The 20,249-nt window shown below is 63.5% G+C and carries 13 protein-coding genes; 12 read left to right on the top strand and 1 reads right to left on the bottom strand.

What is annotated here, in order from left to right; genetic code table 11:
* The first annotated feature begins 62 nt into the window (after positions 1 to 62).
* The 5 genes from V1288_RS00385 (at position 63) to V1288_RS00365 (ending at position 9,211) form a co-directional block, all read left to right on the top strand.
* A complete protein-coding gene (locus tag V1288_RS00385) occupies positions 63 to 3,374 on the top strand; it encodes a transglutaminase family protein (RefSeq protein WP_334355191.1) in 3,312 nt (1,103 codons plus the stop codon).
* Positions 3,375 to 3,402: 28 nt separating this feature from the next.
* Positions 3,403 to 5,925: a circularly permuted type 2 ATP-grasp protein gene (locus V1288_RS00380; RefSeq protein WP_334355190.1), complete on the top strand. Its 2,523-nt coding sequence runs from the start codon at positions 3,403 to 3,405 to the stop codon at positions 5,923 to 5,925.
* The gene (locus tag V1288_RS00375; RefSeq protein WP_334355189.1) at positions 5,922 to 6,800 is read left to right on the top strand and encodes a transglutaminase family protein; all 879 of its coding nucleotides are present in this window, start codon (positions 5,922 to 5,924) and stop codon (positions 6,798 to 6,800) included. Before V1288_RS00380 ends, V1288_RS00375 begins: the two co-directional genes overlap by 4 nt.
* 232 nt (positions 6,801 to 7,032) lie before the next feature.
* Positions 7,033 to 7,455, top strand: coding sequence for a cache domain-containing protein (locus V1288_RS00370; protein ID WP_334361153.1), 423 nt, complete (start codon positions 7,033 to 7,035; stop codon positions 7,453 to 7,455).
* Positions 7,456 to 7,510: 55 nt separating this feature from the next.
* Positions 7,511 to 9,211, top strand: coding sequence for a methyl-accepting chemotaxis protein (locus tag V1288_RS00365; protein ID WP_334355188.1), 1,701 nt, complete (start codon positions 7,511 to 7,513; stop codon positions 9,209 to 9,211).
* Positions 9,212 to 9,458: 247 nt separating this feature from the next.
* On the opposite strand, the gene V1288_RS00360 is transcribed toward V1288_RS00365, so the two are convergent.
* The gene (locus V1288_RS00360) at positions 9,459 to 11,165 is read right to left on the bottom strand and encodes a methyl-accepting chemotaxis protein (protein WP_334355187.1); all 1,707 of its coding nucleotides are present in this window, start codon (positions 11,163 to 11,165) and stop codon (positions 9,459 to 9,461) included.
* Positions 11,166 to 11,274: 109 nt separating this feature from the next.
* Here V1288_RS00360 and V1288_RS00355 point away from each other — a divergent pair, with 109 nt between their 5' ends.
* From V1288_RS00355 to V1288_RS00325, 7 genes are all read left to right on the top strand, one after another.
* Positions 11,275 to 11,487, top strand: coding sequence for a hypothetical protein (locus V1288_RS00355; protein WP_334355186.1), 213 nt, complete (start codon positions 11,275 to 11,277; stop codon positions 11,485 to 11,487).
* Between the two features lie 132 nt (positions 11,488 to 11,619).
* On the top strand, positions 11,620 to 12,276 hold the full coding sequence (locus V1288_RS00350) for a hypothetical protein (protein ID WP_334355185.1): 657 nt from the start codon (positions 11,620 to 11,622) through the stop codon (positions 12,274 to 12,276).
* 125 nt (positions 12,277 to 12,401) lie between these two features.
* A complete protein-coding gene (locus tag V1288_RS00345) occupies positions 12,402 to 13,784 on the top strand; it encodes an ethanolamine ammonia-lyase subunit EutB (protein WP_334355184.1) in 1,383 nt (460 codons plus the stop codon).
* 153 nt (positions 13,785 to 13,937) lie between these two features.
* Complete coding sequence (locus V1288_RS00340) at positions 13,938 to 15,524, top strand: B12-binding domain-containing radical SAM protein (RefSeq protein ID WP_334355183.1); 1,587 nt, start codon at positions 13,938 to 13,940, stop codon at positions 15,522 to 15,524.
* A gap of 6 nt (positions 15,525 to 15,530) precedes the next feature.
* A complete protein-coding gene (gene eutC, locus V1288_RS00335; RefSeq protein ID WP_334355182.1) occupies positions 15,531 to 16,313 on the top strand; it encodes an ethanolamine ammonia-lyase subunit EutC in 783 nt (260 codons plus the stop codon).
* Between the two features lie 363 nt (positions 16,314 to 16,676).
* Positions 16,677 to 19,052 (top strand): efflux RND transporter permease subunit, encoded by a 2,376-nt coding sequence (locus V1288_RS00330; RefSeq protein WP_334355181.1) that lies wholly within the window; start codon positions 16,677 to 16,679, stop codon positions 19,050 to 19,052.
* Between the two features lie 75 nt (positions 19,053 to 19,127).
* Positions 19,128 to 20,186: a hypothetical protein gene (locus V1288_RS00325; RefSeq protein WP_334355180.1), complete on the top strand. Its 1,059-nt coding sequence runs from the start codon at positions 19,128 to 19,130 to the stop codon at positions 20,184 to 20,186.
* Positions 20,187 to 20,249 lie beyond the last annotated feature (63 nt).

Below are 20,249 nucleotides of genomic sequence, written 5' to 3'. Positions count from 1 at the left end.
TAGTGCTTGATCCCACCCGGAACCGGTGTTCTGCTTAAAAAAGCCGCTGGAGCTTTCGGTCCGTGTCGATCTTCGTCGCACTACATCACGTCACGCATTACAAATATGACCGACCGATCGATCTCGGCCCGCAAACCGTTCGCCTGCGCCCGGCGCCGCATACGCGCACGCCGATCCTGAGCTATTCGCTCAAAGTCACGCCCGCAAACCATTTCGTGAACTGGCAACAGGATCCGCAGGGCAACTGGCTGGCGCGGTTCGTGTTTCCGGAGAAGGCGTCTGAGCTGAAGATCGAAGTCGACTTCACTGCGCAGATGACGGTGGTCAATCCTTTCGATTTCTTTGTCGAGCCTTACGCCAATTCCTTCCCGTTTCAGTACACCAACGACCTCAAGACCGAACTCGCTCCCTATCTCGCCGCAACGGAGCAGGGACCACTGTTCGCAGCTTACTTGAAAGAGATTCCGCGCGAGGCTGACAGTACCGTCAATTTCCTGGTCGGGCTGAACGCGCAATTGCAGAAAAAGATCGGCTACGTCATCCGCATGGAGCCGGGCATTCAGACGCCGGAGGAGACGCTGGCCTCTGGCTCCGGCTCGTGCCGCGACTCGGCGTGGCTGTTGATCCAGATCTTCCGCCACCTAGGTCTCGCCGCGCGCTTCGTCTCCGGCTACCTCATGCAGTTGCGGCCCGACATCGATCCGGTCGAAGGCCCGCGCGAGGTCGAAAGCGATTTTACCGATCTGCATGCCTGGGCCGAGGTCTATCTGCCCGGCGCCGGCTGGATCGGGTTCGACGTCACCTCGGGCATGCTGACGGGCGAGGGGCACATCCCCGTCGCCGCCACGCCACACTACCGTTCGGCGGTGCCGATCTCGGGCAGCGCCGGCTTCGCCAATGTCGATTTCGGCTTCGAAATGAGCGTCAAGCGCATCCGCGAAGCGCCGCGCATCACGCGGCCGTTCTCCGATGAATCCTGGGCGCGTCTCGATCGCCTGGGCGAACAGGTCGACGCCGATCTCAAGCGCGATGATGTGCGCCTGACCATGGGCGGCGAGCCGACCTTTGTCTCCGTCGACGACCTGGAATCGGCTGAATGGAACATCGCCGCCATTGGTCCGACCAAGCAGGCGCTGGCCGATGAACTGATCCGCAAGCTGCACGCCCGCTTTGCGCCGGGCGGCTTGCTGCATTACGGGCAGGGCAAATGGTATCCGGGCGAAAGCCTGCCGCGCTGGGCGTTCGGCCTCTATTGGCGCAAGGATGGCGTCCCGATCTGGAAGAATGCCGAGTTGATCGCTGAGATCGACGACCCGCGCAAGGCCGGCATCGCCGACGCTCAAAAGCTGATGGAAGGCATCGCCAGGCGGCTCGGGCTCGATCCGGCCTACGTGATGCCGGCCTATGAAGACCCCGTGCACTGGCTGCAGAAGGAAGCCGCGCTTCCCGTTAACGTTGATCCCGCCGATTCCAAATTGTCCGATCCGGAGGAACGCGCGCGAATGGCGCGGGTGTTCGACGAGGGACTCGACGGACCGAAGGGATACGTGCTGCCGATCCAGCACGCGGGCGACGACGCCCAAGGAGACACCCGAGGAGACACCCAAGGATGGATGAAGGGCTGGATCAGCGAATGCTGGCAGCTTCGGCGCAGCCACCTGTTCCTGATCCCGGGGGATTCCCCGCTCGGGCTGCGGCTGCCGATGGCGTCACTGCCGCATGTTCCGCCGGAAGAATATCCCTACGTCGTCGAGCAGGATCCAATGGAGCCGCGGCTCGAACTCGCGGCCGAAGAGACGGACGCGGTCGCCGACGGCGTATCAACAAAACTGGCGCAGAAGCCCAAGCCAAAACCGAAGCCGGTTCGCACGGCGACGTCAGTTGAAGTCCGCGACGGCGTCTTGTGCGCGTTCATGCCGCCGGTGGAGAGGCTCGAGGATTATCTCGAACTGAGCGCGGCGCTTGAAGCGGCCGCCGAGGAACTGCAAGTCCAGGTTCATGTCGAGGGCTATGGGCCGCCTTACGATCCGCGCGTCGAGGTGATCAAGGTGACGCCCGATCCTGGTGTCATCGAGATCAACGTCCAGCCGGCGCAAGACTGGCGCGAGGCGGTCGACATCACTTTCGGCCTGTATGAAGACGCCGCGAAAGTTCGCCTCGGTGCCAATCGCTTTCTGGTCGACGGCCGCCACACCGGCACCGGCGGCGGCAATCACATCGTGGTCGGCGGCTCGACGCCGCAGGATTCGCCGTTCCTGCGCCGCCCCGATTTGCTCAGGAGCCTGGTGCTGTACTGGCAGCGGCATCCGTCGCTGTCTTATTTGTTCTCCGGCATGTTCATCGGCCCGACCAGCCAGGCGCCGCGCATCGACGAGGCGCGGCATGACGGGCTCTATGAACTGGAAATCGCGCTGGCTCATGTGCCGCCGCCTGATGTCGAAGCGCCGCTATGGCTGGTGGACCGGCTATTCCGGCATATCCTGGTCGACATAACAGGCAATACCCATCGCGCCGAAATCTGTATCGATAAGCTCTATTCGCCCGACGGCCCGACCGGCCGCCTCGGACTGGTCGAATTTCGCGCGCTCGAAATGCCGCCCGACCCCAGGATGTCGCTGGCGCAGCAATTGCTGATCCGCGCGCTGATCGCAAAGCTCTGGCGCGAGCCACAACAAGGCAAGTTCGTCCGCTGGGGCACCACGCTGCACGATCGCTTCATGCTGCCGCATTTCCTCTGGGAGGATTTTCTCGGCGTGCTCGATGATATCAGGCTATCCGGCTACGAATTTTCGCCGGAATGGTACTCAGCCCAGCTCGAGTTTCGTTTTCCTGTGTTCGGCCGCGTCCATCATGGCGGTGTCGCGCTGGAATTGCGGCAGGCGCTAGAGCCCTGGCATGTGCTCGGCGAAGAGGGCTCGGCCGGCGGCACCGTGCGCTATGTCGATAGTTCGGTGGAGCGGCTGCAGGTCAAGGCAACCGGCTTCGTCGAAGGCCGCCACGTCGTGACCTGCAACGGCCGGCGGATGCCGATGACGCCGACCGGCCGCTCCGGAGAGGCCGTTGCCGCCGTCCGTTTCAAGGCCTGGCAGCCGGCCTCGGGGTTGCATCCGACCATTCCGGTGCACGCGCCGCTGACATTTGACTTGATTGATAGCTGGAATGGCCGCTCGCTCGGCGGCTGCGTCTACCACGTCGCCCATCCCGGCGGCCGCAGCTATGATACCAAGCCGGTCAATTCCTATGAGGCGGAAGCCCGGCGGTTGGCCCGGTTTCAGGACCACGGCCACACCCCGGGCAGAATCGACCCGCCGCCCGAGGAACGCACAATTGAATTCCCTTTGACGCTCGACTTGAGGACGCCGCTCCTGATCTAATCGGGAGCGACGCTCTCGGGGAATCGGAATGGCAGGCCAAGGCAGCAGTCAAGGCAACAGTCAGGAAAGCAAGGCCCGCCCGGGCCAGCGCCGGATGGCGCAATGGACGCGCGACTATGCGCGGCTGCCCGGAATCCCCGACGAATATATCGGACCGGACGGCGCGCCGCGCGCGGCGTGGAGCCGGTTCTTCGATGCCTTTGCCGCACTTTCGCCTGTTGATATCGAGCGGCGTTTCGCGTCCGCCGACCGCCATCTGCGCGAGGCCGGCGTCACCTATCGCGCGCCTGGCGAGACCGCCGACCGGCTGTGGCCGCTCAGCCATCTGCCGCTCATCATCGACGAGGCCGATTGGCAGCAACTGACCACCGGCATCGCGCAACGCGCCCAATTGTTCGAAATGGTGCTGCGCGATCTCTACGGCGAGGGCCGGCTGGTCACCGATGGCGCGGTACCCGCGGCCGCGATCGCCGGCAGCAACGAATATCTGCGTGCGGTGTGCGGCGTCAAACCGCCGGGCAACCGCTATTTGCATTTCTATGCCGCCGATGTCGGCCGCGGTCCCGACGGTCGCTGGTGGGTGTTGAACGACCGCACCCAGGCGCCGTCAGGTGCCGGCTACGCGCTGGAAAATCGGCTGGTGCTGTCCCGCGCCTTTTCCAGCCTCTACAAGTCCATGAACGTCGAGCGTGTGGCGCCGTTCTTTGAGGCGTTCCGCGATGCACTTCGCGCCAGTGCCGACCGCGACGAGCCGCGGATCGGATTGCTGACGCCGGGCGCGTTCAGCGAAACCTATTTCGAGCATGCGACGCTGGCGCGCTATCTCGGCTTCCTGCTGGTCGAGGGCGACGACCTCGCCGTCAGCGGCGATCGGATTCATATTCGCACCGTCGCAGGCTTGAAGCGGCTCGATGTGCTGCTGCGCCGGGTCGATTCCAACTTCCTCGATCCGCTGGAGCTCGATGCGTCGTCGCATCTCGGCGTGCCCGGTCTGATCGACGTGCTGCGCAAGGGCGGCGTCGTCGTCGCCAACATGCCGGGCTCCGGCATATTGGAGGCGCGGGCGCTGCTTGGCTTCCTGCCGAGCCTGTGCCGACGTCTGCTCGGCGAGAATCTGATCATGCCGCACATCGCGACCTGGTGGTGCGGCCAGAAATCGGCGCGCGAAGAAGTGTTGTCGCGGCTGGAGGATTTTGCGATCGAGGGCGCCTATGGCCGCGCTGTTCCGGGCTTTTCCAGCCACGGCCCCGTGCTCGCCGGTGAACTGGCGCCCGCCGAACGCGACCAGCTCCGGCGGGCGATTACTGATCGCGGCATCGATTATGTCGGACAGGAGCTGGTGCGGCTATCGACGACGCCGGTGTGGGAGCAGGGCCGGATCACGCCGCGCCCATTCGTACTCCGCGTGTTTGCCGCAGCAACGCCCCAGGGCTGGATCATCCTGCCCGGCGGCTTTTGCCGGATCGCCGAACAGGCGGATGCCCGGGCGGTATCGATGGGCGACGGGGCGCGATCGGCGGATGTCTGGGTGGTGTCGGACAAGGCGGTATCGGCTTCGACGCTGCTGCCCGGGGCTGACACCGTGCGGATCAGGCGGATCGCGGGCGTCGTGCCCAGCCGTGCTGCGGATAACCTGTTTTGGCTCGGCCGCTATCTCGAACGCGCCGAGGCGACGCTGCGTCTGATCCGTGTGCTCGGAACGTCGACGCGCGATCCGGACAGGGGGCCTTCCACCGCGCTGCATTCGGTCGAGCGCATCCAGCGAATTCTCGTGACATGGGGCGCCACCTCGCATGCGACGCGGACGAACCCCGCGCGGGTGATCGCCGAAGCGCTGCAAAGCGCGGAGAAGTTCGGCTCGGCGCTTTCGTTGGTGCGATCAGTGCAGCGGACCGCGAGCTCCTTGCGCGAGCGGCTTTCGCCCGACGCCTGGCAGATCATCACCGAGATGGTGGACCGCCTGGCTTTGCAGGTCGACGACGACGACAGCATCGTCAGCGCCGCCGAATTGACGCTGCAGGAACTGGCTGGTCTTGCCGGCCTGGCGCAGGAGAATATGAACCGGGCCGCCGGCTGGCGCTTCCTCGACATAGGCCGCCGCGCCGAGCGCGCCATCAACACCGTGCGATTTGCGCGGCAGTTCGCCTATGACGAAGCGGGCGATGATGATCTCGACGTTCTGCTGACGCTGGTGGATTGTCAGATCACCTATCGTTCGCGCTATCTGGTCGGCCCGGCCTTGGCGCCGGTGCGCGATCTCGCGGTGCTCGATCCGTATAACCCGCGCTCGGTGGCGTTTCAGGTGGCCGCGCTGAATGATCACATCGCCGCACTGCCAAGCCTGAAGGAGCACGGTTTGATCGAGCGGCCGCAGCGGCTGGCGGTGGCATTGCAGGCGACGCTGACAACGGCGGAGGCCGCCGCGCTGGATGTGAAAACCCTGTTCGCGCTGGAGCAGGATCTGCTCAATCTCGCCGACGCCATCGGCCTGCATTACTTCCCGCACGGGCCCAATGCGAGCCGGCCGGAGAAGCTCACGGGCCTCGCGTGATCTACGACATCCGTCACGTCACGACCTACGCTTACGAAAGCCCGGTGAGTTTTGCGCGGTGCTCGCTGCGGCTGGAGCCGCGGAGCGGCGACGGACAGCAATTGATCTCGCACACGGTCGAGATCCGGCCGCGGCCGGCCGAACGCACGGTGCGGCGCGATTTTTACGGAACCCATACCGAGAGCGTGCTGATCGAGGCTGCACATCGCAATTTGCGGATCGATTCCCGCGCTCGGGTTTCGGTGTCGCGCCAGGCGCCGGCGCGCACTGCGCCGAGCCCGTCATGGGAAGATATTCGCGACGTGGCTTTTGAAGCCACCAGCCTCGGCCCCGCTTCGCCGGTCGGCTACGTCTTTGCGAGTTCGCTGGTGCCGGTGCTGGCACCGCTGACTGCCTATGCTGCGCCAAGCTTTCCGCCGGGCGGCGGCATCCTCTCGGGCGCCGCCGATTTGATGTACCGGATCCGCCGTGATTTCAGGTACGACCCCAAGGCCACCGTGATTTCGACGCCGCTCAGGGAAGTATTCGAAAAGCGTCATGGCGTCTGCCAGGACTTTGCCCATGTGATGATTGCGGGCCTGCGCGGGCTTGGCCTGCCGGCGGCCTATGTTAGCGGTTATCTGCGCACCATTCCGCCCGCCGGCCAGCCGCGCCTGCAGGGCGCCGACGCCAGCCACGCCTGGGTTTCGGTGTGGTGCGGCGCCGAGCTTGGCTGGATCGGGCTCGATCCGACCAACGACCTTCTGGTCGAGAACGACCACATCATCCTGGCGGTGGGCAGGGACTTCTCCGACGTCTCCCCGGTCGACGGCATCATCGTCGGATCGCGCAAGCAGAAACTCACCGTCGCCGTGGACGTGCTGCTGGTGGAGTGAGGCGGCTGGCGCCTCTTCCGGACCGCTATCCCCTGATCAGGCGCCGGATCTCATATGCGGCTTAAGTCGCATCGATCCCCGCTGCCTTACGGATAGGCATTTTAACGGACGGTTTGCTCTTTGTTGCCATCATGACGTGCAGCGGGACTGCGCTTGCAATCGATTTCCACCTAGCCGGGAGACAATCGTGAACAATTGGTCAACAAAGCCTTTCGTTTCCGCCGTGGCAGCCATGCTCGTTTTCGGCGGCGCCGCCAGCGCGAACGGCGGCGCAAACAAGGATGAAGCGGTCGCCATGGTCAAGCAGGCCGTTGCCTTCATCAAGGATCAGGGGGCCGAAAAGGCGTATCCCGAGATCACCAACAAGGCGAGCAAGTTCCACGACCGCGACCTCTATGTCGTGGTCTACCAGCTCGACGGCAAAGTGCTGGCGCACGGCTCCAATGAAAAGTTCGTCGGCAAGGACCTGATCGATGCACAGGACGTCGACGGCAAGCTCTACGTCAAGGAGCGCGTCGAACTCGCTGGCAAGCAGGCCTCGTTCTGGCAGGACTACAAGTTTGTCAATCCGGTCAGCAAGAAGGTCGAGCCGAAGGAAATGTACTGCGAGAAGCTGGACAACACGGCGGTCTGCGCGGGCGTTTACAAGCTCTGACGCCGATCAAGCGTCTTGCGTTGTCGTGCGGCGATCGCCGCACCGAAGGGGTGATATGCTCGGCTGGATCAGGCACATTGGTCTTTCTTGGAAAGTCCAGCTCGCGCCGGCTTTCCTGATCGTCGTCCTGATCGGGCTCGGCGCTTATGCGTTGCAGACGTTGCGGTCGAATCAGGCCGCCGTCGACGCGCTGGTATCCGGACCGGTCCGGCAATCGGAACTGGCCAATGATCTCACCACCACGGTGTGGACGGCGCACGCCAAGCTCTATCGTCTTGCTGCCACCGCAGCCAATGAAAAGGACGAGAAGAAAATTGCAGCGGTCGCCAAGGAAGCTTCCGTAGCGGCGAGCAAGATTTCCGACGCGCTGAAAGCCGTCGAAGGCATCAAGGATGGGGTCGGCGCGGAGATTTTCGACAAGCTGAAAGCCGCAGTCGCAGGCTATCTCAAGCAATCGAAAAACGCGATCGAGATGGCCGACGGCGACGCCGGTTCGGCGCTGATCTTCATCAAGGGCGCGGAACGCAACTTTGCCGTCATCGAAAAGCTGGCCGACGACCTGATCACGCATAGCAGCGAGAGCAAGGATCGCGAGATTGCCCGTGCCGGAATCAAGCTCGAGCAGCAGCAGATGACGCTGATGGCGGCCCTTCTGGTGGTCGCAATTGCCGGTATCCTCGTTTCGTTTCTGATCGGCCGCAGCATATCCCGCCCCGTCGTGGCGATGTCGGGTGCGATGCGCGAACTCGCCGCCGGGCATTTCGAGGTCCAGTTGCCCGGCCTCGAGCGCCGCGACGAAGTCGGCCAGATGGCCCATGCGATCCAGGAATTCAAGGTGCAGGCGATCGCCAAGGCCGAACGCGAGACGGCGGAGCGCGAAGAGAAGCTCCGCGAGCTGGCAGCCGCCCGCCGCGCCGAGCTGCACAATCTGGCCGAGAGCTTCGAGGTCGCCGTCGGCAATATCGTCGAAAACGTCGGCTCGGCATCGGCTGAGCTGGAAAATTCCGCCGCCTTTCTGACCAACAGCAGCGCGGACACCCAGCAGCTCTCTACCGTCGTCGCCGCGGCTTCGGAGGAAACCTCCACCAACGTGCAGTCGGTGGCGTCAGCCACGGAGGAAATGGCCAGCTCCGTCAATGAAATCGGCAGGCAAGTCGCGAACTCCAACAGGATCGCCAACGAGGCGGTGGTTCAGGCGCAAAAGACCGACGTCCGGATCGCCGAATTGTCCGATGCGGCGAACCGCATCGGCGACGTTACCAAATTGATCACCACGATTGCCGAGCAGACCAATTTGCTCGCGCTCAATGCGACCATCGAGGCGGCGCGTGCCGGCGACGCCGGTCGCGGCTTTGCGGTGGTCGCCCAGGAGGTCAAGGCGCTCGCCACGCAGACCGCCAGGGCGACCAGCGAGATTTCCAGCCAGATTGCCGAGATGCAGGCCGCGACACAGGATTCAGTGCTGGCCATCAAGGAGATCAGCGGCACCATCGGCAGGGTTTCCGAAATCGCGGCAGCGATTGCGGCTGCCGTCGAAGAGCAGGGCGCGGCGACCCAGGAAATCGCCCGCAACGTGCAGCAGGCGGCGGTGGGCTCCACCCAGGTCGCGACCAGCATCGCCGACGTCAACCGTGGCGCCGGCGAAATCGGCACGGCGTCGTCACAGGTGCTGGCCTCCGCGCAATTGCTCTCCAGCGAAAACAAGCGCCTCAAGGCCGAGGTCGGCAAGTTCCTCGCCACCGTCCGGTCGGCCTAGGCGGTTCGCCCAAAATCGATATTGGAATTTCTGCCGTATTGCCTCCTGTCGGGGCGACCTGCCAATTCGACGTTGCGAAAGGCGAGATGGGCAAAATTCAAGCTCCCAAACCGGCGCGTCAAATCATGAGATATGACTCACGCTTTATCGACTGCCATCAGGCCGTTCTTGCCGAACAATCCCATGGCGTGAGGGCGTGTCGGCGGATTCAGTGCCGATCTGGCGCGAACCGGGAGATGTTGTTCGCTTACGTCCCGGTCTTGCGCGGCTGCTCGGAGGAATCCGCGCGCAGGTTGCGGAAGAATTTCTCGACCTCACGTGACAGCGTCTCGGCCGTCGCCGTCAGTTCGCTGGATGCGGTGAGGACGGAGGCTGCTGCCGTGCTCGTCGTGCCGATCGCGTCACTGAGCGAGCCGATATTGACGACGAGCGTTCCGTTGCCCTGCGCCGCCAGTTGCGCATTCGACGATATCTCGCGGGTCGCCGCATCCTGCTGCTCGATCGCGCTGGCAATGATGGAAGTCACCTCGTTGATGTCGCGCACCGCGTTGCCGATCTCGCGAACCGCTTCGACGGAGGTTTTGGTCGACGTCTGGATCAAGCCGACGTTCTGGCCGATTTCGGCGGTCGCCTTCGCGGTCTGCTCGGCCAGCGCCTTGACCTCGTGGGCGACTACGGCGAAGCCGCGGCCGGCATCGCCGGCGCGCGCGGCTTCGATGGTCGCGTTGAGCGCGAGAAGATTGGTCTGCTCGGCGATCGCCTGGATCAGGTTGAGGACGCCGTCGATGCGCTGGGTCGCAGCCGCAAGCCCCTCGATTTCGGCGACCGATTTCTCGGTGCGATGGCCCGCCTGCTCGACGGCGCTGGCCGATTGGCGCACCTGGCGGCCGATTTCCTCGACCGAAGCGGAGAGTTCTTCAGCGGCGCTGGCGACGGCGGAAACGTTGCTGGACGCCTGCTCCGTCGCGCTGGAAGCAGCCACCGCGCGTCCGCTGGCGTCAGATGAAACGCTCGCGATGGTCTGGGCGGTGCCGCGCATCGAGGTCGCATTGTCGGTGACGGCGCGCAGCACGCCGCCGATCGCTTCGCGGAAAGCGTCGACCGAGGCTTCGATGTGGCGGGTGCGCTCGTCGCGCGCTTTCGAATCTTCCAATACCTGTGAATTGAGGTTGCGGTTGCGGTCCATCGCCTCCTGGAAGATATTGATGGCACGGGCGAGCGCGCCGATTTCGTCGGCGCGGCCGGTATGCGGAACCTCGACGCCTTCGGCGCCGTCGGCGACCTTCTTGATGGTTGCGGTGATGACCGAAAGCGGCCGCGCGATCGAGCGGGCGATGATCAGCACGCCGATGACGACCACTGCCAGCGCCATGACGCCGAGGCAGGTCAGCACAAAGGCCATGGTGTGGTTGGTGTCGGTCTGCTGTGCCAGCTTCTTGCTGCGTTCGGCGTAGACCTTGGAAAGCGCCTCGAGGTCCTTGTTCAGCGCGGTGCGCACTTCACGGTTGGCGTCGTTGTCGCCCCATTCGCGCCCCGCAGCGGCGTTGATCTCGACGCCGCGGCGGACCAGCTCCTTGCGAAAGTCGACGAACTGTTCGATGCGCTGCTTGAAAGTGGCGAACTGCTGGGCGTCGTCGGCCTGGACCAGCGCCTGCCAGTTCTTGACGACCTCGAGAATGCGCTCGTTGAACTTGAGCAGCCCGTCACCGTATTTCTTCACCACCTTCGGATCCGTCGACATGTAGACGCCGCGGGATTCCATCACGACCGCATAGACCAGCGAATTGACGCGCTCGACATTGAGCGCGGCGCGGCTGGCGGTCGAGACCGCTTCGGTGAGTTCGGCATTCTGGCGGGTGTTGTAATCGGACAAGGCGGTGATGGCGGCGACGAGCACCGCGAACAGCGCGAAGATGGAGTACAATTTGGCTGCGAGCGAAAACCGGGATGCCATGACGCCACCAGAAATTGAGCTAGGGGATTTTGCAATTTGAGCCATATCGGCACTCCAGAATGAGGGCGAGCGGGCACCGTTGGCCATCCCGCATTTGTGCGGAATCTAGATGGATAATTTCTTAATCCGAGAAACTGTAAAATCTGCAACCAATGGAAATTACAACGTTATTGCAACAAGTTACGATCGAATCGCTCGCGCCGTTGACTGGAAAATTTGGCAATTCCGCGCGACTGGAGCGGGCCTTGGTGAGCCTGTGCAATTGGAGGTGGCCATTTTCGCGGTCGGGCGCCCGAATCCCGCGATCGCCTGGCGCTCCTGAGGGCGGTCCGCATCGGCAAACACTTGTCGCACGAATCAAGCTAGACAGCGAGCGGCGGCGACGGAAATTGGTCGAACACGTCTTGTCGGGGCGGCAAGCGCGCAACCCCTGAGCCATCGCTCGATCCACCACGTGACGCCTGTTGAAAGGCGCCGCGCTGCTTTGATTGTGCGTGAGAACGGGGACTTAATGGTTCAAAGTGCTGCCTTGCCGGCCAACGTCGATCTCTATCTTCACATCCGCGTACTGATCGCCATCATCCTCGGGCTCAGCGTCACGCGGTTGATCAGCGGTGTCGCGGGATTGATCCAGCATCCCGGCCGTTCCCCGATCTGGTCTGTTCATCTGGGCTGGGTTGCCTGGGCGCTTCTGAACGTGGTCACGTTCTGGTGGTGGGAGTTTCGTCTGAGCTTCGTCCAGCACTGGACGTTTGCGCTGTACATCTTCGTCTGCGTTTACGCGTCGATGTACTATTTCCTGAGCGCCCTGCTTTTTCCTCAGGACCTCGAGGAATATAAGGGTTTTCAGGACTACTTTCTCTCGCGCCGCCGCTGGTTCTTCGGCTTTGTGGCCCTGACAGAAGCGTTCGATGTGGTCGATACTCTGATAAAGGGCGATGGCCATCTGCAATCGCTGGGACCGGAATATCTGCCCCGGATCGGCGTATTCATATTGTTGTGCGCGGTGGCCGCGACAACACGTAATCTCAGGTTCCATGCGCTGTTCGTATTCGCCGCGTTCGCTTATGAGCTAAGCTTTTTCGCTCGCTACTACACGACGCTGAACTAGCTGGAGGCGGGTCGGCTGGAGCGGCCACGCCGCCCTCGAAAAAATCCTCTTCCGCACGGTCGCGCGCATGATGATAGGATAGTGCGGCAACTGAGCAGGCAGGTACAGGCTCGAGGAAAGTCAGCATGGTCTATCGCCAGATCATCGGTGCCACCTCCTACGTATTCGCCGATTTGCGCGAGCTGCTCGCCAAGGCGACGCCGCCGCGGTCCGGCGACCGGCTTGCCGGCATTGCTGCCGAAAGCGCGGAAGCGATGATCGCGGCGCGGATGGCGCTCGCCGACGTGCCGCTCAAGCAATTCCTCAACGAGGCCGTGATCCCCTACGAGGACGACGAGGTCACCCGGCTGATCCTCGATACCCATGCGGCGCAGGCTTTTGCGCTGATCTCTTCGCTGACCGTCGGCGGCTTCCGCGACTGGCTGTTGTCCGATGCCGCAACCAGCGAAACGCTTAGCGGCGTTTCGCGCGGGATCACGCCGGAAATGGCCGCCGGAGTCTGCAAGCTGATGCGCAACCAGGATCTGATCCTGGTCGCGAAGAAGTGCGCCGTGACGTCGGCGTTCCGCAACACCATCGGCCTGAAGGGGCGGATGAGCGTGCGGCTGCAGCCCAATCATCCTTTTGACGACGCAAAAGGCATCACCGCCTCGATCCTCGATGGCATTCTGCTCGGATCGGGCGACGCCTGCATCGGCATCAATCCGGCCAGCGACGATCCGGCTGTGATCGGAGAGCTGCTGCGGTTGCTCGACGGCATCATCTCGCGGTTGCAGATCCCGACACAGGGCTGCGTGCTCACCCACGTCACCACGACGCTCGGATTGATCGGGCAGGGCGCCCCGGTCGATCTGGTATTCCAGTCGATCGCGGGAACGCAGGCCGCCAACCGCAGCTTTGGCGTCGATCTCGCGCTGTTGCGCGAGGCGCGGGAGGCCGGGCTGTCGCTTCGCCGCGGCACGGTCGGCGACAATGTGATGTATTTCGAGACCGGGCAGGGCTCGGCGCTGTCGGCCAACGCCCATCACAATGTCGACCAGCAGACTCTCGAAGCGCGAGCCTATGCGGTGGCGCGCGCCTTCGATCCGCTGCTTGTCAACAGCGTGGTCGGCTTCATCGGTCCGGAATATCTGTATGATGGCAAGGAAATCATCCGCGCCGGCCTCGAGGATCATTTCTGCGGCAAGCTGCTCGGCCTGCCGCTCGGCGTCGACGTCTGCTACACCAACCATGCCGAAGCCGACCAGGACGACATGGATAATCTCTTGACGCTGTTGGCCGCCGCCGGCGTCACCTTCATCATGGGCGTGCCGGGCGCCGACGACGTCATGCTGAATTATCAGTCGACCTCGTTCCACGACGCGCTGTATATCCGCGACCTGTTCGGATTGAAGCGGGCGCCGGAGTTCGACGATTGGCTGGTTCGCTCAGGCCTCGCGGATGGCGATTTCCGGCTTGCGGGCAATGCGGCTCCGCTGCCCGAATTTGCCGCGCGGCTGATCGCCTGAACGCCGGCCTGCAGCGCCGCGGCCCGCGACCCGCAGATTTTCTTGCAACCAATTGAACCCGCAAAGAGTTAGAATTGCTGTCACAATGTTGAAGAATTTCTGGCCCAGTTTTCAATGTCGTGCTTAAATTCATGGAAGCCTTGAGGAAATTTGATGAGAGCTGAAGGCATCGGAACGGTACGGCGTATCCTGTGCGTCTTCCCGCGCTATACCTCCTCTTTTGGTACATTCGAATACGCCTATCCCCTGACCGCCGGCGTCCAGGCCTTCATGCCGCCCCAGGGCCTGTTGCTGATCGCGGCCTATCTTCCGGAAAACTGGCCGGTCCGTTTCGTCGACGAGAACATCCGCCCCGCTACAAAAGAAGATTTCGAATGGGCGGAAGCGGTGTTCGTCAGCGGCATGCACATCCAGCGCCAGCAGATGAACGACATCTGCCGCCGCGCGCATGCCTTCGATCTGGCGGTGGCGATCGGCGGACCGTCGGTGAGCGCTTGCCCGGATTACTATCCCTCGTTCGACTATCTGCATGTCGGCGAGCTCGGCGACGCCACCAATGAGCTGATCGCGCGGCTGGCGCGTGATCCGTCGCGCCCCGAGCAGCAGGTGGTGCTGACAACCAACGACCGGATCGCCATGAGCGAGTTTCCGATTCCGGCCTACGAGCTGGCGGAAGTGAAGAAATATCTGCTCGGCAGCATCCAGTATTCGAGCGGTTGCCCCTACCAGTGCGAGTTCTGCGATATCCCGGGTCTGTATGGCCGCAATCCGCGGCTGAAGACCCCTCAGCAGATCATCGCCGAACTGGACAGGCTGCGCGAATGCGGCATGACCGACACGATCTATTTCGTCGACGACAATTTCATCGGCAACCGGAAAGCGGCGCTGGATCTGCTGCCGCACCTCGTCGAATGGCAGAAGCGAACCGGCTACGTCACGCGGCTCGCCTGCGAGGCAACGCTCAACATCGCGAAGCGGCCTGAAATCCTCTCGTTGATGCGCGAGGCGATGTTCGTTACCGTCTTCTGCGGTATCGAGACGCCAGATCCCGATGCGCTGAAGGCGATGCACAAGGACCACAACATGATGGTCCCGATCCAGGAAGGCATCCACACCATCAACTCCTACGGCATGGAGGTTGTCTCCGGCATTATCATGGGGCTTGATACCGACAAGCCGGGGACTGCCGACGCGCTGCTCCACTTTGTCGATGAATCCCGAATTCCGCTGCTGACGATCAATCTGTTGCAGGCGCTGCCGAAGACGCCGCTGTGGGACCGGCTGGAGCGCGAAGGCCGGCTCAATCATGACGACAGCCGCGATTCCAACGTCGAGTTCCTGCTGCCCTATGATCAGGTGGTCGATTCCTGGCGCAAATGCATGGAAGTTGCCTACCAGCCGGAGAAGCTGTACGCGCGCTACCAGTATCAGTGCGACTACACCTATGCGCAGCGGATCAAGGTGCCGGTCGCGCCCGAGCAGAAGAGCTGGGCCAACATCAAGCGCGCCCTGATCATGCTCCGGAACATCTTCTGGAAGGTCGGCGTGCTCGGCGACTACAGAAAAGTGTTCTGGAAATTTGCGCTGGGGCGCCTACGTCGCGGCGATATCGAGGGGCTGATTGGCTCGGCGACGATTGCGCACCACCTGATCGAATTTGCGCGCGCCGCCACCAGTGGCCGGCAAAACGCGTCGAATTATTCGATCCGGCTGCGCGAGGCCTCGGTTCCTGCCGAGTAGCATGCGATGAAAACGCCGGCGCCGCCGTCCCGCTCGCTTGAGGATTTGCGGGAATTGACGCCGGCGCGCGTCGGGCTTGGCCGCTCCGGCGCAAGCCTGCCGACTGACGCACTTCTCGCCTTCACCCTCGACCACGCGCGTGCGCGCGATGCCGTTCACAGCGCTTTCGATGCGCAGCATCTGGTTGCCGGATTGGCCGGCCTCGGCCTGCAGGTCGGCGAGGTTTCCAGCCAGGCGCAGAACCGGCGGGACTATCTGCGCCGTCCCGATCTCGGACGCATGCTCAATCCGGATTCGCGGCGCGCACTGGAAAAGCAAAGCGGCAGCGCAAGCGAGATCGTGATCGTGATCGGCGACGGGCTGTCGCCGGCAGCGGTCAACGTTCACGCGGTCGAACTGGTTCGCCACCTGGCACCGCGCCTGACGGAGGCGGGAATCTCGTTGGGCCATGTCGTGGTCGCATCGGGCGCGCGGGTGGCGCTGGGCGACGAGATCGGCGCCGTGCTCGGCGCGCGAATGGTGGTGGTGCTGATCGGCGAGCGGCCCGGCCTGTCGGCGCCCGACAGCCTCGGCGCGTATCTGACCTTTGCGCCCCGCATCGGCCTCACCGACGACAAGCGCAATTGCGTGTCCAACATCCACGCCGCAGGCCTGAGCTACGACGAGGCCGCCTTCAAGATCGCGTGGCTGGTGCGTCAGGGCATCGCGCGCCAGGTCACCGGCGTGGCGCTGAAGGACGAAAGCGGAACCGCACTCATCGCCGGGGCTGCGGAGAAGAAAAAGGACTGAGCGCCGTGTCACTTGCCGCGCGATTTCCTTGGCTGAGCCGCTTCCCGAAAAATTGACCGGAGGTGGTCGCGCCGCGCCGTCCGGACCGGCGTTGGCGTTAACTGTCGGAACGCCCCAGGGGCGTGCCGGCGGGTGTGGCAAATCAGAGACTTAACGCGCATTTTCGTCATTTGCGCGCCGATTTGCCCCGCCCCGCGCGCTTGCCGGATGGGGTTCGGCCCTGTAAAACGGCGCCGGTTAATTTACCGCGTGATTTCAATGGCTAGCGCTGATCGGATGGGGCCTTCAAAGCCGCATTCGCGCCACCAAGCTGCATAAAAAACCAAGCTGCACAAACAGGCCGACGTGAGAACTGGACAGGGTATGCTCGACAAGAACTCCGAAAGTCGCGTCCACGTCGCAGCCATCGAGGAGCCGCCGCCGGGCAAGAGCATCGCCTTCGGGCTCGAGCGCATGGGGCTGATTGCGGTCAAGGCGCCGATCCTGTCGATGATCATTCTCGCCGCACTGATCGTGGCGGCGCTGTTCGGCATCGAGCGGATCAAGATCGATGACTCCCTGAGCCAGTTGTTCCGCTCCGATTCCAAGGACTACAAGCAATACGAGGCCGTGACCAAGCGCTTCCCGGCGACCGAATTCGACGTGCTGGTCGTGGTCGAAGGCAAGACGCTGATGGCCCGCGAGAACCTCGAAAAGATCCGCGACATGGTCACCGACCTGCAACTGGTCGAGGGCGTGCGCGGTCTGGTCTCGCTGTTTTCGGCGCGTCAGGCGCCGGAGCCCGGCAAGCTGCCGGCCGCGCTGTTCCCGCCCGAACTGCCGGAGGGTGCTGCCTACGACAAGTTCGTCGAGACCGTCAAAGCCAACGAGATCATTCGCGGCAAGCTGTTGTCGGAGGACGGCACGCTGGCGCTGATCGTATTGTCGCTGGAGCCGAAGGTCGTTTCCTCAAACGATCTCGGCAAGGTGGTCGGCGAAATGCGGAAGATCATGGCGGAGGATCTCGCCGGCAGCGGTCTCAACGCCCAGCTCTCCGGCGTTCCCGTCATGCAGCTCGAGATCCGCAACGCAGTCAAACGCGACGGGCTGACCTACAACATTCTCGGCATTCTGGCCGGCTGCATCATCGCGATCATCTTCTTCCGCAAGATATCGTTCATGGTGGTTGCGGCCTTTCCGCCGATCATCGCGATCCTGCTCGCGCTCGGCGGCCTCGGCTGGGCCGGTTTCAATCTCAACATGTTCCTGAACGTGATGACGCCGCTGATCATGGTGATCAGCTTCTCGGACTCGATGCAGCTCACGTTCGCGGCGCGCGACCGCCTGATCGCAGGCCAGGACAAGGCCACCGCCTTCAGGAACGCCGTGCTGGTGGTGGGCCCGGCCTGCGTGCTGACCCACGGCACCGCCGGGATCTCGTTCATCGCGCTGCAATTCTCCGATTCCGAGCTGATCCGCAAATTCGGCGAGGCCGGACTTGCCGCCACCATCATCGCGTTGATCGCCGTGCTTTCGCTGGTTCCGGTGTTCGGCGTGCTGTTCGTCCGCAATGAGAAGATCTTCGCGGTCAAGTTCCAGAGCGCCGACGCCGGCGTGCAGGCGCTGCGCAATTTCTGCTACTGGATCGCGGTGCGCATGGTCGGCCGCCCCGGGCTGTTCAGCCTGCTCGCGTTGACCCTCGTCGCCGGCCTCGGCTTCATCTACGCCACGCTGGAGCCGCGCTATCGGCTCGCCGATCAGGTGCCGGACAAGCGGCAGGCGGTGGCGGCTTCGGGCCGCCTCGACGCCAAGCTCACCGGCGCCAATCCGATCGACGTGCTGATCGAATTCCCCAAGGGCGCCTCGCTCTACGCGCCGGATACGTTGAAGACGATCGCCGACGTTCACGCGATGGTTGAGAAGTCGGCCGGCGTCGGCAATGTCTGGTCGCTGGAAACGCTGCGCCGCTGGCTCGCCGACAAAGCCGGCGCGACCGATGTCGCGACGCTGAAGGAATATGTCAGCGTCATTCCGGAGCATCTGGTCCGTCGCTTTATCTCGGCCGATCAGGATGCCGTGGTGGTTTCGGGACGCGTTCCCGATCTCGATTCCAGCGAAATCCTTCCCGTGGTCGACAAGCTCGACAAGGCGCTCGACAAGGTGCGATCAGAGCATCCCGGCTTCGAGATCGCGGTCACCGGCCTGTCGGCGATTGCCGCGCGCAACAGCGCCAACATGATCGAGAAGCTCAATCACGGCCTGACGATCGAATTCCTGCTGGTCGCGATATTCATCGGCCTGGCATTCCGCTCGGTCGTGGTGATGTTCTCCTGCATCCTGCCGGGCATCTTCCCGGTGGTGGCATCGGGCACGGTGCTATGGATAATGGGCGAGGGGCTGCAATTCGCCAGCGTGGTCGCGCTGACGGTCTCGTTCGGCCTGGGGCTGAGCGCCACCATCCACTTCCTCAACCGGTTGCGGCTGGAGAGCAAGCCGGGCGTCGGCTCGGCGCTGGCGGTCGAGCGTGCCACCGTGCTGGTTGGTCCGGCGCTGATCCTGACCACCGTGGTGCTGGCCTGCGGCCTCGTCGTCACCGTGTTCTCCGACCTGCCGTCGCTGCGGCTGTTCGGCTGGCTCAGCGCATTCTCGATGATCGCAGCCCTGGTCGCGGATCTCTTCATCCTGCGTCCGACCTCGATGTTCCTGATCAACCTGTCGGAAAAGATTCGCGGCGTCAGTCACGCCAAGCCGGCGGAATAATGCCGGCGGAATAATAACAAGCGCTACTGAAAACGAGGTCTGCCGGGCAACGGCGTGCCGAAGAGAGGCTGAGGAATGACGTCAGCGGGACTAGCTGCTCGCGCTGCGGCGGACGCTGCCGCCTATCGCGCGGTCGAACACATCTATCATTCCTATCTCACCGGGCTGATCCTGATGCTGGCGTCGCGGGCCGGCGCGCCGCGCGCGGCCGAGGTGGTGTTTCGCACCTTTCGGCGGCAGCAACTGGCGCGCTTTCTTCCCGGATTGAAGAAACTTGGCCTCGACCGGCTCCCGCATGCGGTGGCGTGCGCCCAATATCATTTTCTGTCGAACCAGGTCGGCGGCGTGAAGGTCGAGTATGTCTACGAGAGCGACACCAAGGCCTGGGTGCGCTATCCGCCGCCGCGCTGGATCTGGTCCGGCACCGCGATCTGCGGCATCCCTTCCGAAGTCTCGCGGGCGATGCTGCGCGGATGGCACGCCAACAACGGCGTAGTCCTCGGCAATCCCAGGCTCGGCTTCGTCTGCACGGGGCAGACCGTCGACGGCCAGCCGGGGCTGGAGGGTTACTACAAGGAGTGGGATCACGATCTCGCGTCCGAGGAGCGGCTGCAGTTTTCTCCCGGCGAGCGCTGTCCGCCGTTCCGGGCCGATCTCGCGCCGCGCCTTCCCGAGAACACTTGGCCGGAGGAACGGCTGCAGAAGGTGCTGCGCAATTATGCGATGGAGTACGTCACCTCGATCGTGCCGGAGACGATCAGGGTGCTCGGCCCGGAAGAGGGCGGCCATCTCGCCGGCGCCGCGGCGCGGCTTGTCGGGATGAATACCTTCGACGAGGTCGCTCGGCTGTTGGGCGGCGTGGACGCGGGCGCTGGGGGTTTCGCCAAGGCCTTCGCCCGTCTGGCCCGCGGGCAGGACGACGATGCGGAACTGCAGGTGGAAGGTTCGGGCGTGACCGTGCGCCAGACGTCGTGGCGCCTGATGGCGGAGCGCGAAGCGCTATCGCCTGAAGTGTTCGATGCCTGGAACGAATTGTGGGTGGGGGCAGCGCTTGCGCATGATCGCTTCATGCGCGTCGAAGTGGCCGAGCGCCGTGACCGCGGCGACGCCTGCTGGCGCTGGAAATTTGGCTGATCCAGTGTAGCTGGTCGTAAAAATAGAAAAGGCAGCGCCGGAGCGCTGCCTCTCACGCTGTTT

The organism is Bradyrhizobium sp. AZCC 2176, from assembly GCF_036924645.1.
In the GTDB taxonomy this organism is placed as follows: Bacteria; Pseudomonadota; Alphaproteobacteria; order Rhizobiales; family Xanthobacteraceae; genus Bradyrhizobium.
This window is presented reverse-complemented; position numbering and strand designations above follow the sequence as displayed.